The sequence below is a fragment of the Achromobacter sp. GQ309 genome (assembly GCF_059759315.1).
The window spans coordinates 441,176-457,261 of record NZ_JCAXDP010000003.1; the positions used below are offsets into that span (position 1 = coordinate 441,176).

A 16,086-nucleotide genomic window follows, 5' to 3' on the forward strand; every position below is an offset into this window, starting at 1 on the left:
ACTGTTACATCTATTCACGGGTATACCCTTAGTATGAAAATCTATTTTCTTAACTAAAATTTGTGTGTAAACAAATTTACATAAACCCGCCGCCTGATTTCCACCACGCTGTTCGATGACCAAGTCCGCCATTACGATCGCTGATCGGATCGCCCGGGCCCAGCCCGCGCTGAGCCGGACCCAGCACAAGATGGCCGAGTACGTGCTGGCGCATCAATTCCGCGTCGCCACCATGACCATCGACGAGTTCGCGGTGGCAGTGGGCGTGTCGGTGGCCACCGCCAACCGGTTTGCGCGTGCCCTGGATCTGCCGGGTTACCCGCAATTCCGTGCCGAGCTGGCGCGCGGCTTTGAAGCCGCGCTGGAACCGGTCGAAAAACTGCGCACCGAACTGGCCCACTCGGCCAGCGCCGTCCAGATCTTCGCCGCGACGCTCGAAGAAGATATCCGCAACGCGCAGCGCAACCTGCAGGCCCTGGATTCGGACGCCTGTGAAAAGGCGGTCGACACGATCCTGGCCGCCGAACGCGTTTTCATCATCGGTTTCGGCGCCAGCGGGTTCCTCGCGGGCCTCTTGCAGCGCGGCCTGTGCATGCACCTGCATTCCGTCGAGTCGCTGGCCGGTCCCGGCGGCGTGTCGCACGCGGCGCGGCAGATGTCGCGCATGACCAGCAAAGACCTGGTGATCGCCATCGGCTTTCCGCGCTATCTGGCTGACACCGTGACGCTGGCCGGCGCGGCCAAGCAGGCCGGCGTGCCGGTGCTGGTGCTGACGGACAAGCCCACGTCGCCGCTGGCGCCCACGGCCTCCGTCGTGCTGTATGCCTTCTCGGCACGCCAGCTCATTCCCAATTCCGAAACCGCCGCGCTCGGGCTCATTGAAGCCTTGTCCGCGGCGGTGGCCTATCGTGCCAAAAATTCCGTCGCGGCCGCCGCTGGGGTGACCCAGTCCGTCATGCCGTGGCTCATACATGGAGTAGGTAAACGATGATTCAGCCCGTGATTGCCATTCACGGCGGCGCCGGCGCGATGTCCCGCGCGGCCATGTCTCCCGAGAAAGAACAGGAATACCTGGCGGCCCTGGAGTCCATCCTGACCGCCGGCCAAGCCGTGCTGGCCAAGGGCGGCAGCGCCCTGGACGCCGTCACCGAGGCCGTGCGCCTGCTCGAGGATTGCCCGCTGTTCAACGCCGGCCACGGCGCCGTGTTCACCAGCGCCGGCACCCATGAGCTGGACGCCGCCATCATGGACGGCGCGACGCTGCGTTCCGGCGCCATCGCCAATGTGAACCGCGTGCGCAATCCGATCTTTGCCGCGCGCAAGGTTATGGAAAACAGCAAGCACGTCTTCTTCGTGGGCGAGGGCGCCGAAGCCTTCGCCACTCAGGAAGGCGTGGAACTCGTCGACCCGTCGTATTTTTCGACCGAAGCCCGCCGCGAGCAGTTGCTGCGCGTGCAGCGCGAAACGCCGGACGCCGCCGTGCTGGATCACGACGGCCAGGCCATGGTCGCGCGCGGCCAGCCTGCGCCGGCCGATCCGCTGGACGCCGACAAGAAGTTCGGCACCGTGGGCGCCGTGGCCGTCGATGCGCAGGGCAACCTGGCGGCTGCCACCTCCACCGGCGGCATCACCAACAAACAGGTCGGCCGCGTGGGCGATGCGCCCCTGATCGGCGCCGGCACCTACGCCAGCAACAAGACCTGCGCCGTGTCCACCACGGGCACGGGCGAAATGTTCATCCGCATGGTTGCCGCGTACGACGTGGCGGCCCAGATGGAGTACTGCGGCGCCTCGCTGGAAACGGCGGCGGACCGCGTCGTAATGGAAAAACTGCCCACCATCGGCGGCAAGGGCGGCCTCGTGGCCGTCGACGCCCAGGGCAATGTGGCCTTGCCGTTCAACACGGAAGGCATGTACCGGGGTTACGCCCGCGTTGGCGAAAAGCCGGTGACCGCCATCTACCGATGAGCGGCGGGTTTGGATCAGTAGGTTTATTTTGGGAATGAGAAGAGATGGTTGATCGCGCAAACAGCCTGGCGCTGCCGGATAACCGCGTGGTCCAGGTCGACGACCTGACGGTGCGCTTCGTGGGTTCCGAGCGTACGGTCGAAGCCGTGCGCAACCTGTCGTTCCATGTGGACCGGGGCGAAACCCTGGCCATCGTGGGCGAATCGGGTTCGGGCAAATCGGTGACGTCGCTGGCGCTGATGCGTCTGGTGGAACACGGCGGCGGCCGCATCGCCCAGGGGCGCATGGCCCTGCGCCGCCGCAACGGTTCCGTGATCGACCTGGCCAATTCCAGCCAGCGCGTCATGCGTGACGTGCGCGGCGCCGACATGGCGATGATTTTCCAGGAGCCGATGACCTCCTTGAACCCGGTGTTCACGGCCGGCGACCAGATCGCCGAATCGATCCGTGAGCACCAGGGCATGGACGGCGCCTCGGCGCGCGCCGAAGCGCTGCGCATGCTGGAACAGGTCCGCATTCCCGAAGCCAAATCGGTGCTGGACCGCTACCCGCATCAACTGTCGGGCGGCATGCGCCAGCGCGTCATGATCGCCATGGCGCTGGCCTGCAAGCCGGCGCTGCTGATCGCCGACGAGCCGACCACCGCACTGGACGTGACCATCCAGGCGCAGATCCTGCAACTGATCCGTCAGCTTCAGGAAGAGATGCACATGGGCGTGGTGTTCATCACCCACGACATGGGCGTGGTGGCCGAAGTGGCCGACCGCGTGCTGGTGATGTTCCGCGGCGACAAGGTCGAGGAAGGCCCTTCGGACCAGGTGTTCGCCGCGCCCCAGCACAGCTACACCAAGGCGCTGCTGTCGGCCGTGCCGAAGCTGGGCGCCATGCAGGGCACGGACCTGCCCGCGCGCTTCCCGCTGCTGCAGGTGGAAGGCCAGGCCCAGCCCGTGGCCGAGCCGGGCGCCGTCAGCACGCAGGAAGTTCCCAACGCCAAGCGCGAACCCATCCTGAGCGTGCGCAACCTGGTGACGCGTTTTGACCTGCGCGGCGGCATCATGAGCCGCGTGCAGCGCCGCGTGCACGCCGTGGAAAAGGTCAGCTTCGACCTGTACCCCGGCGAGACGCTGTCGCTGGTCGGCGAGTCCGGCTGCGGCAAGTCCACGACGGGCCGCTCGCTGCTGCGCCTGGTGGAAAGCCAGGGCGGCGAGATCCGCTTCGGCGGCCGCGACATTGTGCGCCTGAAGAACAGCGAACTGCAATCCCTGCGCCGTGACATCCAGTTCGTGTTCCAGGACCCGTTTGCGTCGCTGGATCCGCGCGTGACCGTGGGCTTCTCGATCATGGAGCCGCTGCTCGTGCACGGCGTGGCCAAGGGCAAGGATGCCGAGCGCCGCGTCGCCGAACTGCTCGAGCGCGTGGGCCTGCCGCCGGAAATGGCGCAGCGCTATCCGCACGAATTCTCGGGCGGCCAGCGCCAGCGCATCTGCATCGCACGTGCCCTGGCCCTGAACCCGAAAGTCGTGATCGCGGACGAATCGGTGTCGGCACTGGACGTGTCGATCCAGGCGCAGATCGTGAACCTGCTGATCGACCTGCAGCGCGACATGGGCATCTCGTTCCTGTTCATTTCGCACGACATGGCCGTGGTCGAACGGGTTAGCCACCGCGTGGCCGTGATGTACCTGGGCCAGATCGTCGAAATCGGCCCGCGCCGTGCCATCTTCGAGAATCCGCAGCACCCGTACACCAAGAAGCTGATGTCCGCCGTGCCGATCGCCGATCCGGCGCGCCGTCACCTGAAGCGCACCTTGCTGTCCGATGAAATCCCCAGCCCGATCCGCAAACTGAACGACGAACCGGTGGTGCAGCCGCTGGTTCAGGTCGGTACGGATCATTTTGTAGCCCGCCATCCCGTCGGCGGCGCGTATTGACTCAGTAGTTGACCTTTTTTTGGAACCAGGAGTTGCAATGATGAAAGTTCTGCGCCCCACCAAGCTGATGGCCGCTGCCGCGCTGGCCTTCGGCGTGCTCACCGCGCCGATGGCTCACGCCGCCAAGGACGTGACGTTTGCCGTTTCCATCGCGCTGGAAACGCTGGACCCGTACAACACGAACAGCACGTTGAACCAGGCGGCTGGCAAGGCCTACTACGAAGGCCTGTTTGAATTCGACCAGGACCTGAAGGTCCAGAAGGTGCTGGCGACCGATTACACGGTCAGCGAAGACGGCCTGGTCTACACGTTCAAGCTGCGTCCCGGCGTGAAGTTCCATGACGGCACCGACTTCAACGCCGAAGCGGTCAAGGTCAACTTCGACCGTCCGGCCAATCCGGACAACCGCCTGTCGCGCTACATCCAGTTCAGCGTCATCGAAAAGACCGAAGTCGTCGATCCGATGACCGTCAAGATCACGCTGAAGAAGCCGTTCTCGGCCTTCATCAACGCGCTGGCCCACCCGGCCGCCATGATGATCTCGCCGGCCGCCCTGGCCAAGTACGGCAAGGAAATCGGCTTTCACCCGGTTGGCACGGGCCCGTTCGAATTCGTCGAATGGAAGCCGGCCGAATACCTGAAGGTCAAGAAGTTCGACGGTTACTGGAAGAAGGGCTACCCGAAGGTCGACACGCTGACCTTCCGCACCGTGACCGACAACAACACCCGCGCCGCCGTGGTGCAGACGGGTGAAGCGCACTTTGCCTTCCCGGTGCCGTTCGAGCAGGCCGCCGTGCTGAAGAAGAACGACAAGCTGGACGTGGTCGATCACAAGAACTCGATCATGGCCCGCTACCTGTCGATGAACACGCAGCAAAAGCCGTTCGACAACGTCAAGGTGCGTGAAGCCATCAACTACGCCATCAACAAGGACGCCCTGGCCAAGGTCGCGTTCTCGGGCTACGCCACCGTCATCGACGGCGTCGTGCCGCAAGGCGTGGACTACGCGCACAAGATCGGCGCATGGCCCTACGACATCAAGAAGGCCAAGGCCCTGCTGGCCGAAGCCGGCTACCCCAACGGCTTCGAAAGCACGCTGTGGTCCGCCTATAACGACGGCACCTCGGTGAAGGTCGTTCAGTTCCTGCAGCAACAGCTCGCCCAGGTCGGCATCAAGGTTTCCGTGGAAGTCCTGGAATCCGGCCAGCGCGTGCAGCGCGTCCAACAGGTGCAAAAGCCTGAAGACGCCAAGGTCCGCATGTACTACGCCGGCTGGTCGTCCTCGACCGGTGAAGCCGACTGGGGCCTGCGTCCGCTGCTGACCACCGCCGCGTTCCCGCCGGTGCTGAACAACGTGTCGTACTACTCGAACAAGTCGGTTGACGAAGGCGTCCAGCAAGCGCTGGCCACCACGGACCGCGAGAAGAAGACCGAGATCTACAAGAACGTTCAGGAAACCATCTGGAAGGACGCCCCGTGGGCCTTCCTGGTGACCCAGAACAACCTGTACGTCAAGTCGAAGAACCTGTCGGGCGTGTACGTTGAGCCGGACACCTCGTTCTGGTTCGGCGACATCGACCTGAAGCAGTAAACCAAGCAGTAACTCTTGGGGCCTTCGGGCCCTTGTAAGGCCACATACGGCGGGGACGCGGTGTCCCCGCCGATGTTGCAGGAATTTCAATGCTGACCTACATCGTCAAACGTCTTCTGGGCATGATCCCCACGCTGCTGCTGGTAGCGGTGGTCGTGTTCCTGTTTGTGCACATGCTTCCGGGCGACCCGGCACGGCTGGCCGCTGGCCCCGAGGCCGACCAGCAAACCGTCGAGCTCGTGCGCAAGGAACTTGGGCTGGATCTGCCCCTGCCGCAGCAGTTCGTGCGCTACTTCAGCCACATGCTGCAGGGCGACCTCGGGACCTCGCTGCGCACCAAGCGCCCCGTCTCGACCGAAATCGCCGACCGTTTCATGCCCACCCTGTGGCTCACCCTTGCGAGCATGGTGTGGTCAGTCGGCTTCGGCATGATCATCGGCATCGTGTCGGCGGTATGGCGCAATCGCTGGCCTGACCGTCTCGGCATGACGCTGGCGGTGTCCGGCATCTCGTTCCCCGCGTTCGCGCTGGGCATGATGCTGATGCAGATCTTCTCGGTGAACCTGGGCTGGCTCCCCACCGTGGGCGCATCGACCTGGCAACACTACATTCTTCCTTCCATCACGCTGGGCGCCGCGGTGGCTGCCGTGATGGCGCGTTTCACGCGGGCCTCGTTCGTCGAAGTCGTACAGGAAGACTTCGTGCGCACCGCCCGCGCCAAGGGCTTGTCCGAGCGCCGCGTGATCATCAAGCACGCGCTGCGCAATGCGCTGATTCCCGTCGTGACCATGATGGGCCTGCAGTTCGGCTTCCTGCTGGGCGGCTCGATCGTGGTCGAGACCGTGTTCAACTGGCCCGGCCTTGGCCGCCTGCTGGTGGACGCCGTGACCCAGCGCGACTATCCGGTGATCCAGGGCCTCGTGCTGCTGTTCTCGCTGGAATTCATCCTGATCAACCTGATTGTCGACGTGCTCTATGGCGTCATCAATCCCAGCATCCGTTACAAGTGAGGCGGCCATGAGCAATACGACACCCGCCGCGACCATCGCCGCCGTCCCCAAGAACGACGTGCGCACGCCCGCCACCGAGTTCTGGCGCAAGTTCAAGAAGCAGAAGCTTGCGGTCGGCGCCGGCCTCTTCGTCCTGCTGCTGGTCATCGTCGCGGCGTTCGCGCCGTGGATCGTGCCGTTCGATCCGGAGAACTTCTTCGACTATGACGCGCTGAACGCCGGGCCGTCGCTGACGCACTGGCTGGGCGTGGATTCGCTGGGCCGCGACATCTTCAGCCGCATCGTCATGGGCGCTCGCATCTCGCTGGCCGCAGGCTTCCTGTCGGTCGCCATGGGCGCCATCGTCGGCACCTTCATGGGTCTGATGGCCGGCTACTACGAAGGCTGGTGGGAACGCATCACGATGCGTATCTCCGACGTGCTGCTGGCGTTCCCCGGCATGCTGCTGGCCATCGGCGTGGTCGCCATCCTGGGTTCCAGCATGGTCAACGTGATCGTGGCCGTGGCCGTGTTCAGCGTGCCCGCGTTTGCCCGCCTCGTGCGCGGCAACACGCTGTCGATCAAGCAGATGACGTACGTCGAAGCCGTCAAGAGCGTGGGCGCGTCCGACTGGACGATCATCATGCGCCACATCCTGCCCGGCACGATCTCGCCGATCGTGGTGTACGGCACGATGCGGATCGGCACCTCGATCATCACCGCCGCCAGCCTGTCGTTCCTGGGCATGGGCGCTTCGCCTCCCACGCCGGAGTGGGGCGCGATGCTGAACGAAGCACGCGCCGACATGGTCATCGCACCGCACGTCGCGATCTTCCCGGCGCTGGCGATCTTCCTGACGGTGCTGGCGTTCAACCTGCTGGGCGACGGCCTGCGCGACGCGCTCGATCCCAAGATCGACCGCAAGTAAACCTGCCGCCGGGCCTCTTGCGAGGGCCGGCGTGGAGGGCGATTTTTCCGCCGCCGCCTCCGTCCGCCACGCGCTTGCCAGCGCGTGCCCCGGACCCAGGGTGGCGGCGTTTTGCATTCTGGAGCGTGGCGACACGTAGACGAACATGGACAAACAAGCGCTGGACATTCCGCGTATCGGCGTACTGCCGTCGGGGCCGCTGGACTCGATCTGCGACGTGGGCGACGTCACCGTTGGCCATTGCACGCTGGCCGAGGGCCCGCTGCAGACCGGCGTGACCGTCGTGCGCACGCATGGCGGGGATGCCTTTCTGGACAAGACGCCGGCCGCGGCCACCGTGCTGAACGGCTTCGGCAAGAGCACCGGCCTGGTTCAGGTGCAGGAACTGGGCGTGCTGGAAACGCCGATCGGGCTGACCAACACGTTCGGCGTGGGCACTGTGGCCAATGCGCAGATCCGCGCGGCGGTCGCCGCCAACCCCGCCATCGGCCGCGGCATGGCCACCGTCAATCCGTTGGTCTTCGAGTGCAACGACGGCTACCTGAACGACATCCAGGCGCTGGCAGTCCAGGAATCCCATTACGCCGCGGCGCTGGCCGCCGCCGGTAAACAGTTCGCGCAGGGCGCCGTGGGCGCCGGCCGCGGCATGTCCAGTTTCTCGTTCAAGGGCGGCATCGGCTCGGCCTCGCGCGTGGCGCAGATCAAGGACGGCCCGCAGTACACCGTGGGCGCGCTGGTGCTGTCGAACTTCGGCCGCCTGCCCAACCTGACGGTGGCGGGCAGGCCGTTCGGCCGCCGTCTGGCGAGCCAGCTTGACCAAGGGCTTGCGCAGCAGGGCGAGAACGCCGTGATCGCGCCCGAGAAGGGCTCGATCATCCTGCTGGTGGCCACCGACGCGCCGCTGGATTCGCGCCAGTTGCGCCGTCTGTCGCTGCGCGCCGGCGCGGGCCTGGCGCGAACCGGCTCGGTGTTCGGGCACGGCAGCGGCGACATCGCGCTGGCGTTTTCCACGGCATACACGATTCCGCAATTGGCCGAGTCGCCCATGCCCGCGATTGCCATGCTGCACGAGGCCCGCATCGATCCGCTGTTCGAAGCCGCCGCCGAGTCCTGCGAGCAGGCCATCATTGCCGCGCTGTGGCACGCAGAAAGCGTGACCGGCCGCGACGGCAATCACCGCGATTCCATCCGCCATGCCGCGCCCGATTGGCGCCAGTGGCTGTCCGCTACCGAATTCTGAATATCCTGAAGGCCAACTCATGAAGATCCTGATTTCAACCGATATCGAAGGCGTCGCCGGCGTCTTCCACCCCGAGCAGGTCCGCGCCGGCAATGGCGAATACGAGCGCGCGCGCGCCTGGATGACCGCCGAGGCCAACGCGGCCGTGCAGGGCGCCATTGCGGGCGGCGCCGAAGAGATTCTGGTCAACGACTCGCACGGCGGCTTTCGCAACCTGCTGCCGGACGGCCTGGACGAGCGCGCCCGACTGGTGCTGGGCAAGCCGCGCTACCTGGGCATGATGGGCGGGCTGGAAGAAGCGTGCGACGCCGTCTTCATGATCGGCTACCACTCGCGCTCGCAGGGCCGCGGCATCCTGGCCCACACCATCAACAGCTTCGCGTTTGCGCGCGTCATCATCAACGGCATGGAGCTGGGTGAAGCGGGCCTGTACGGCGCGCTGGCCGGCGAACTGGGCGTGCCCGTCATCCTGGGCACCGGCGACGATGTGTTCATCGCGGAAACGCGCGACACCTTCCCCGGCGCCGAATGGGTGCAGACCAAGGTCGCGCACGGGCAGGGCAGCGGCGTCACGTTGTCGCCCACAGCGTCCCGCCGCGCGATTGCCGCGGCCGCCGAAACCGCCGTGCGCAACTTCAAGCGCGGCGGCGACAAGAAAGCCGTTCCTTTCGTCATTCCCGCGCCTATAGAATGCCGGTTGCAGACGCAGAGCGCGGCATTGGCCGACCTGTTCTGCATGTGGCCCACGCTCGAACGCGTGGACGGCGTCACCTTGCGATTCACCACGGATAGCATGCAGTCCGCCATCCGTACGCTGAACAGCCTGGGCGCCATGTCTTTCATGTTGCGCTAAGGATCCCATCTCCCATGTCTAGCACCGACGCCCGTATTGCCCAATTGCGGCAGGCCATGAGCCGCCGCGGTCTGACCGCCTACGTCGTACCTTCCTCGGACCCGCACCTGTCCGAATACCTGCCGGCCCGCTGGCAAGGGCGGCGCTGGCTGTCGGGCTTCACGGGCTCGGTGGGCACGCTGGTGGTCACGGCGGACTTCGCTGGTCTGTGGGTAGACAGCCGCTACTGGGTGCAGGCCGAAGCGCAGCTCGCCGGCACCGGCGTGCAGCTGATGAAGATCGCGCTGGCATCGACGCCGGGCCATGTCGACTGGCTGGCCGCCAATACCGGCGCGGGCGACGTCATCGGCGTGGACGGCGCGGTGCTGGGCCTGGGCGCCTTCCGGGCCTTGTCGGCTGCAGCGGCAACGTCCGGCGCCGTGCTGGAAATCCGCGAAGACCTGCTGGACGAAGTCTGGAACGACCGCGCCGGCCTGCCGGACGCCAAAATTTATGAACACGTGGCGCCCGAAGCCTGCGTGACGCGCGCAGACAAGCTGGCGCAGGTGCGCGACGCGATGCGCAAGCACGGCGCGGACGTGCATTTCATCTGCACGCTCGACGATATCGCCTGGCTGTTCAACCTGCGCGGCGCGGACGTGGATTACAACCCCGTTTTCGTCGGCCATGCGCTGGTGGGCATGGACCACGCCACGCTGTTCGTGGCCGATGGCAAGATTGATGACGACCTGCGCGCCATCCTGGCCGCGGACGGCGTCGAAGTGGCGGACTATGCCCAGGCGGCGGATGCGCTGGCTTCGCTGGAACAGGATCAGAAGCTGCTGATCGATCCGGCCCGCGTCACCTGCGGCGTGTTCCATGCCATGGACCCGGCCGTGCCGCGCGTGGAAGCCATCAACCCGTCCACGCTGCTCAAGTCGCGCAAGACCGACGCAGAGCTGGCCAACGTGCGCCAGGCGATGGCGCAGGACGGCGCCGCGCTGTGCGAATTCTTCGCCTGGTTCGAAGGCGCGCTGGGCAAGGAAACCATTACCGAACTGACCATCGACGAGCAGATCACGGCCGCCCGCGCGCGCCGTCCCGCCTACGTCTGCCCCAGCTTCGCCACCATCGCGGGCTTCAACGCCAACGGCGCGATGCCGCATTACCGCGCCACGCCCGAATCGCACGCCACGATCGAGGGCGACGGCCTGCTGCTCATCGACTCGGGCGGCCAGTACCGGGGCGGCACCACCGACATCACGCGCGTGGTGGCGGTTGGCACGCCCAGCGCGGACCAGAAGGTCGACTTCACGCTGGTGCTCAAGGGCATGATCGCGCTGTCGCGCGCATCGTTCCCGCGCGGCACGCCGTCGCCCATGCTGGACGCCATCGCGCGTGCGCCCATCTGGGAAGGCGGCGCGGAGTACGGACACGGCACGGGTCACGGCGTGGGCTATTTCCTGAACGTGCACGAAGGCCCGCAGGTCATCTCGTACCGCGCGATGCCGGGCCCGCACACGGCCATGGAACCCGGCATGATCACGTCCAACGAGCCGGGCATCTACCGTCCGGGCCGCTGGGGCGTGCGCATCGAGAATCTGGTCGCCAACCGCAGCTGGCTGACCTCGGAGCTGGGCGAATTCCTGTGCTTCGAAACGCTGACGATGTGCCCGATCGACACGCGCTGCATCGAGCCTTCGCTGATGCGCGAGGACGAGATCGACTGGCTGAACGACTATCACAAGACGGTGTTCGAACGCCTGTCGCCGCTGGTCGAGGGTGAGGCGCTGGCGTGGTTGACGCTGCGTTGCGCAGCGATCTGACGTTGCATTGATGCCGGCGGCGCCCGGCGCAAAGCAGAAAGGCCACGACGCATGACGCCGTGGCCTTTTTTTCATGGCGCGCGGTTGAGGCTATCGCACGGACCCGCCTTGATTGCGGTAGAGCAGGCGCGTGGCCACCAGGCAACCCAGCGACAGCAATGCGCCGTAGGCCAGCAGCACCAGCGCGGCGGAAGCCGGTGATTGGGCGGCCCATGCCAACTGCTCCCAGGTCATGGACTTGAGGATGATGAGACCGGCGCCCAGGCCCAGCACCTGCGCGAACCAGAACGCAAGGCTGCCCAGCGCCACGGCCCGGCCGGTGCCGGCGTATTCAAAGGCGCGGGGTAGCAGCTTCAGGCACACGATCGTGACCAGCGCCAGCAGCGCGACTGGCAATACCCAGTAGCCCAGCGCGTACTCGGCCCATCCCGCTTCCAGCGTCTGCATCTGCAGAAAGCCGCCGAGCATGATGGAGAAGCTGGTCTGCCAGATCAGGACGGTCAGGCCGCAAATCCATGCCACATGCCGCCGCGTCAGCGTAAGCCCGGCGCCCGGGCCGGTGGGCCCCGCCGTCCATGCGGCAATGCGCAACGCCACCCAGATGCCGATGACTTCCAGCACGATGGTGACGGCGCGGATCATCAGGTTGATGGCGATGGACCGGCCCACGATGCCCAGGCCGAATGCTTCCTCGAGCCAGGAGCCGCTCTTGAACGTGCCGATCATGAGCACGTTCTGTGCAATGCCGACGCCGCTGGACAGGCACAGCGTGTAGAGCGCCTGCAGGGCCAGGAACGTAGCCAGCATCCTGCCGGGCTGATTCACGGTCGCGGCATCGTGCCGGGCGAGCCACTGGCGCGTCGCGCACCAGGCGGTCAGGCCCACGACCAGCAGGGTCGACACCAGGGTGGCCAGCAGCGGGGCCAGCACCGGCGGCTGCATGTAGCTCGCGCGGATCTGGTCGCCGTAGGGCAACGGCGTCATCAACGTGTAGGCCTGCACCAGCACGGAATAAGCCAGCCGCAGCAGAACGGCGGCGACAGCGATGCGCCAGGCAAGGGAATAGGCAGGACGGGTGGAGTCGGTCATCAGCGCGAGGGCGAAGAACGGAGGGCGCTGCCGGGAAGGCGGCGGTCGAAAAATAGGGAGCGACCATAGCACGTGCGCGTGGCGCGGATCGCAGCGTTGCCTTGCCGAGTGCAGCCAATTGTTACCCGCACGGCGCTAGGGGAAAACCCAAACAAGTCGCGTCGCCCGGCTATAATCCAAATTTCCCGCACGCGCCCGCTCGTCCCGGGTGCTCATTACGATGACCAAATACGTATTTGTCACCGGCGGTGTGGTGTCTTCCCTGGGCAAGGGCATCGCCGCTGCGTCGCTTGCTGCCATTCTCGAGTCGCGTGGTTTGCAGGTCACCATGCTGAAGCTCGACCCCTACATCAACGTCGATCCGGGCACGATGAGCCCCTTCCAGCACGGTGAAGTGTTCGTCACTGAAGACGGCGCCGAAACCGACCTGGACCTGGGCCACTACGAGCGCTTCATTTCCGCTCGCATGCACAAGGTGAACAACTTCACCACCGGCCAGATCTACGAATCCGTGCTGCGCAAGGAGCGCCGTGGCGACTACCTGGGCAAGACCGTCCAGGTGATTCCCCACATCACGAACGAAATCCAGGACTTCATCGCCCGTGGCGCCGAAGCCGGCTGGAATGGCAACACCGATGTTGCCATCGTCGAAATCGGCGGCACGGTCGGCGACATCGAGTCGCTGCCGTTCCTCGAGGCCGCCCGCCAGATGAGCCTGCGCATGGGCCGCAACAACGCGGCCTTCGTGCACCTGACGCTGGTGCCCTTCATCGCCTCCGCCGGCGAACTGAAGACCAAGCCCACGCAGCACTCGGTGCAGAAGCTGCGCGAAATCGGCATCTACCCGAACGCGCTGCTGTGCCGCGCCGACCGCCGCATTCCGGACGATGAGCGCGCCAAGATCTCGATGTTCTCGAACGTGCCCCTGGACGCGGTCATTTCCGTCTGGGACGCCGACTCCATCTACAAGATTCCCGCCATGCTGCACAAGCAAGGCGTGGACAACATCGTCTGCGAAGCCCTGGGCCTGACCCCGCCGCCGGCCGACCTGTCCATGTGGGACAACCTGGTCGAAGCGCTGGAACACCCCGAGCACCAGCTCACCATCGGCATGGTCGGCAAGTACGTCGACCTGACCGAGTCGTACAAGTCGCTGACGGAAGCCCTGGTTCACGCCGGCATCCACACGCGCTCGAAGATCAACATCGAGTACATCGACTCGGAAGACATCGAAACCCGCGGCACCGACCAGTTGAAGCACCTGGACGCCATTCTGGTTCCGGGCGGCTTCGGCAAGCGCGGCACCGAAGGCAAGATCGCCGCCATCCGCTACGCCCGTGAAAACGGCGTGCCGTACCTGGGCATCTGCCTGGGCATGCAGCTGGCGGTCATCGAATTCGCCCGTCACGTCGCCGGCCTGGGCGGCGCCAACAGCACCGAATTCGATCCCTCCGCACCGCACCCGGTGGTTGCACTCATCACCGAATGGATGGACCGCGAAGGCAAGGTCGAAAAGCGCGACAATTCGTCCGACCTGGGCGGCACCATGCGCAAGGGCGCGCAACGCGTGCCGATCAAGGCCGGCACCCGCGCGCAGACCATCTATGGCGACGAAGTGAACGAACGTCACCGTCACCGCTACGAGGTCAACAACGTCTACGTGCCGCGCCTGGAAGAAGCCGGCATGGTGATCAGCGCCCGCACGCCGACCGAGAACCTGCCCGAAATGATGGAACTGCCCAACCACCCGTGGTTCGTCGGCGTCCAGTTCCACCCGGAGTTCACGTCCACCCCGCGCGACGGCCATCCGCTGTTCTCCAGCTACATCCGCGCCGCCATCGAGCAGAAGGCTCGCCGCGGCCAGGAGGCCTGATGCGCGTCCGCGGTCCTGAGTTCCGTAAGCGGATCCTCGGGGCCGCGGGCCGTTTCCCCAGCGCCGCCCTATACGGCGGCGCTTCTTTCGGATACAACCGATTAGCATCGGATATGCGTCGCCCGTGCGCCTTGCGCGACACTGGCGGCGGCGTCGTATCCGGCGTCAGCCCCCAACCAACGCAACTGCTCTGAAGGAACCCCATGAGTGCTTATCTCATCGCCGACGTCAAAGTGACCAAGCCTGCGCAGTACGAGGACTACAAGCGTCTGTCCACGCTCGCGATGCGCGCGTACGATGCCAAGATCCTGGTGCGCGGCGGCGAATCCAAGCACCTTGAGGGGCGTGAACCCGGCCGTACCGTCGTCATGGAATTTCCGTCCATGGCCGCGGCGCAGGCGTTCTACGATTCCTGGCAGTACCGCCGTGCCCGCAATGCCCGCGAAGGCGCGGCCGTCATGAATATGTTTATCGTTCAGGGAATGTAAAGTCATGAGTGCAATCGTCGACATCATCGGCCGCGAGATTCTGGATTCGCGCGGCAACCCCACCGTGGAATGCGATGTGCTGCTGGAATCCGGCGCCATGGGCCGTGCGGCCGTGCCGTCGGGCGCGTCCACCGGCGCCCGCGAAGCCATCGAGCTTCGTGACGGCGACAAGGGCCGTTATCTGGGCAAGGGCGTGCTGCGCGCCGTTGAAAACCTCAACACCGAAATCTCCGAAGCCCTGATGGGCCTGGACGCGCAGGAACAGACGTTCGTCGATCGCACCCTGATCGAACTGGACGGCACCGAGTCCAAGGAGCGCCTGGGCGCCAACGCCATCCTGGCAGCCAGCATGGCCGTGGCCCGCGCCGCCGCCGACGAATCGGGCCTGTCCCTGTACCGCTATTTCGGCGGCAGCGGCCCCATGAGCATGCCCGTCCCGATGATGAACGTCATCAACGGCGGCGCGCACGCCAACAACACGCTGGACCTGCAGGAGCTGATGATCCTGCCGGTGGGCGCCGGCAGCTTCCGCGAAGCCCTGCGTTGGGGCGCTGAAGTCTTCCACATGCTCAAGAAGCTGATCCACGGCCAGGGCATGTCCACCGCCGTGGGCGACGAGGGCGGTTTTGCGCCCAACGTTCCCAGCCACGAAGCCGCCATCCAGCTCATCCTGAAGGCCATCACCGAAGCCGGCTACGAGCCGGGCACGCAGATCGCCCTGGGCCTGGACTGCGCCAGCTCCGAGTTCTACCGCGACGGCAAGTACACGCTGGCCGGCGAAGGCGGCATCTCGCTGTCCTCGCAAGAGTTCACGAACCTGTTGGCCACGTGGTGCGACAAGTACCCGATCATCTCGATCGAAGACGGCATGGCCGAAAACGACTGGGAAGGCTGGAAGCTCCTGACCGACCAGCTCGGCAAGAAGGTTCAGCTGGTGGGCGACGACCTGTTCGTCACCAACACCAAGATCCTGCGTGAAGGCATCCAGAAGGGCGTCGCCAACTCGATCCTCATCAAGATCAACCAGATCGGCACGCTGACCGAAACGTTTGCCGCTATCGAAATGGCCAAGCGCGCCGGTTACACCGCCGTCGTCTCGCACCGTTCGGGCGAAACCGAAGACTCGACCATCGCCGACATCGCCGTGGCGACCAACGCGATGCAGATCAAGACCGGCTCGCTGTCGCGCTCGGATCGCATGGCCAAGTACAACCAGCTCCTGCGCATCGAAGAAGAGCTGGCTGAAGTGGCGTCGTACCCCGGCCTGGAAGCTTTCTACAACCTGCGTTGATAAGAAGCGCGGCCCCGGCGTTTTGCCAGGGCCGCATCCA

Annotated in this window: 13 protein-coding genes; 12 read left to right on the forward strand and 1 reads right to left on the reverse strand. The window is 65.4% G+C overall.

What is annotated here, in order from left to right:
* The first annotated feature begins 115 nt into the window (after positions 1 to 115).
* The 9 genes from AC6CIE_RS11440 to AC6CIE_RS11480 all read left to right on the forward strand — a co-directional run bounded on the left by AC6CIE_RS11440 (position 116) and on the right by AC6CIE_RS11480 (position 11,305).
* The gene (locus AC6CIE_RS11440) at positions 116 to 991 is read left to right on the forward strand and encodes a MurR/RpiR family transcriptional regulator (RefSeq protein ID WP_175122918.1); all 876 of its coding nucleotides are present in this window, start codon (positions 116 to 118) and stop codon (positions 989 to 991) included.
* Entirely contained in the window at positions 988 to 1,968 is a 981-nt protein-coding gene (locus tag AC6CIE_RS11445; RefSeq protein ID WP_175122917.1) for an isoaspartyl peptidase/L-asparaginase family protein, read from the forward strand. Before AC6CIE_RS11440 ends, AC6CIE_RS11445 begins: the two co-directional genes overlap by 4 nt.
* Positions 1,969 to 2,012: 44 nt before the next feature.
* The gene (locus AC6CIE_RS11450) at positions 2,013 to 3,899 is read left to right on the forward strand and encodes a dipeptide ABC transporter ATP-binding protein (RefSeq protein ID WP_498092246.1); all 1,887 of its coding nucleotides are present in this window, start codon (positions 2,013 to 2,015) and stop codon (positions 3,897 to 3,899) included.
* A gap of 37 nt (positions 3,900 to 3,936) precedes the next feature.
* The gene (gsiB, locus tag AC6CIE_RS11455) at positions 3,937 to 5,490 is read left to right on the forward strand and encodes a glutathione ABC transporter substrate-binding protein GsiB (protein WP_498092247.1); all 1,554 of its coding nucleotides are present in this window, start codon (positions 3,937 to 3,939) and stop codon (positions 5,488 to 5,490) included.
* Positions 5,491 to 5,579: 89 nt separating this feature from the next.
* The gene (gene gsiC, locus AC6CIE_RS11460; protein WP_056322028.1) at positions 5,580 to 6,500 is read left to right on the forward strand and encodes a glutathione ABC transporter permease GsiC; all 921 of its coding nucleotides are present in this window, start codon (positions 5,580 to 5,582) and stop codon (positions 6,498 to 6,500) included.
* Positions 6,501 to 6,507: 7 nt separating this feature from the next.
* Positions 6,508 to 7,407, forward strand: a complete 900-nt coding sequence (gene gsiD, locus AC6CIE_RS11465; RefSeq protein ID WP_175122914.1) for a glutathione ABC transporter permease GsiD — start codon at positions 6,508 to 6,510, stop codon at positions 7,405 to 7,407.
* 145 nt (positions 7,408 to 7,552) lie between these two features.
* The gene (locus tag AC6CIE_RS11470) at positions 7,553 to 8,647 is read left to right on the forward strand and encodes a DmpA family aminopeptidase (protein ID WP_218345206.1); all 1,095 of its coding nucleotides are present in this window, start codon (positions 7,553 to 7,555) and stop codon (positions 8,645 to 8,647) included.
* Positions 8,648 to 8,666: 19 nt separating this feature from the next.
* Positions 8,667 to 9,500: a M55 family metallopeptidase gene (locus AC6CIE_RS11475; RefSeq protein ID WP_218345205.1), complete on the forward strand. Its 834-nt coding sequence runs from the start codon at positions 8,667 to 8,669 to the stop codon at positions 9,498 to 9,500.
* Between the two features lie 14 nt (positions 9,501 to 9,514).
* Complete coding sequence (locus AC6CIE_RS11480; protein ID WP_498092248.1) at positions 9,515 to 11,305, forward strand: aminopeptidase P family protein; 1,791 nt, start codon at positions 9,515 to 9,517, stop codon at positions 11,303 to 11,305.
* Positions 11,306 to 11,395: 90 nt separating this feature from the next.
* Here the strand turns inward: AC6CIE_RS11480 and AC6CIE_RS11485 are convergent, their stop codons facing one another.
* On the reverse strand, positions 11,396 to 12,394 hold the full coding sequence (locus AC6CIE_RS11485; RefSeq protein ID WP_218345203.1) for a hypothetical protein: 999 nt from the start codon (positions 12,392 to 12,394) through the stop codon (positions 11,396 to 11,398).
* Between the two features lie 220 nt (positions 12,395 to 12,614).
* Between AC6CIE_RS11485 and pyrG the strand changes: the two genes are divergently transcribed.
* The 3 genes from pyrG (at position 12,615) to eno (ending at position 16,046) form a co-directional block, all read left to right on the forward strand.
* Entirely contained in the window at positions 12,615 to 14,267 is a 1,653-nt protein-coding gene (pyrG, locus tag AC6CIE_RS11490) for a CTP synthase (protein WP_175122909.1), read from the forward strand.
* 203 nt (positions 14,268 to 14,470) lie between these two features.
* Entirely contained in the window at positions 14,471 to 14,755 is a 285-nt protein-coding gene (locus AC6CIE_RS11495; RefSeq protein ID WP_056322046.1) for a DUF1330 domain-containing protein, read from the forward strand.
* Positions 14,756 to 14,759: 4 nt separating this feature from the next.
* Positions 14,760 to 16,046 carry a phosphopyruvate hydratase gene (eno, locus tag AC6CIE_RS11500; RefSeq protein WP_054429546.1) on the forward strand — a complete coding sequence of 429 codons (1,287 nt, stop codon included), beginning with the start codon at positions 14,760 to 14,762 and terminating at the stop codon, positions 16,044 to 16,046.
* Positions 16,047 to 16,086: the final 40 nt, after the last annotated feature.

Coding starts and splice junctions, on each gene's coding strand:
- AC6CIE_RS11440 (WP_175122918.1), top strand. CDS start 116: ATGACCAAGTCCGCCATTACGATCGCTGATCGGATCGCCCGGGCCCAG.
- AC6CIE_RS11445 (WP_175122917.1), top strand. CDS start 988: ATGATTCAGCCCGTGATTGCCATTCACGGCGGCGCCGGCGCGATGTCC.
- AC6CIE_RS11450 (WP_498092246.1), top strand. CDS start 2,013: ATGGTTGATCGCGCAAACAGCCTGGCGCTGCCGGATAACCGCGTGGTC.
- gsiB (WP_498092247.1), top strand. CDS start 3,937: ATGATGAAAGTTCTGCGCCCCACCAAGCTGATGGCCGCTGCCGCGCTG.
- gsiC (WP_056322028.1), top strand. CDS start 5,580: ATGCTGACCTACATCGTCAAACGTCTTCTGGGCATGATCCCCACGCTG.
- gsiD (WP_175122914.1), top strand. CDS start 6,508: ATGAGCAATACGACACCCGCCGCGACCATCGCCGCCGTCCCCAAGAAC.
- AC6CIE_RS11470 (WP_218345206.1), top strand. CDS start 7,553: ATGGACAAACAAGCGCTGGACATTCCGCGTATCGGCGTACTGCCGTCG.
- AC6CIE_RS11475 (WP_218345205.1), top strand. CDS start 8,667: ATGAAGATCCTGATTTCAACCGATATCGAAGGCGTCGCCGGCGTCTTC.
- AC6CIE_RS11480 (WP_498092248.1), top strand. CDS start 9,515: ATGTCTAGCACCGACGCCCGTATTGCCCAATTGCGGCAGGCCATGAGC.
- AC6CIE_RS11485 (WP_218345203.1), bottom strand. CDS start 12,394: ATGACCGACTCCACCCGTCCTGCCTATTCCCTTGCCTGGCGCATCGCT.
- pyrG (WP_175122909.1), top strand. CDS start 12,615: ATGACCAAATACGTATTTGTCACCGGCGGTGTGGTGTCTTCCCTGGGC.
- AC6CIE_RS11495 (WP_056322046.1), top strand. CDS start 14,471: ATGAGTGCTTATCTCATCGCCGACGTCAAAGTGACCAAGCCTGCGCAG.
- eno (WP_054429546.1), top strand. CDS start 14,760: ATGAGTGCAATCGTCGACATCATCGGCCGCGAGATTCTGGATTCGCGC.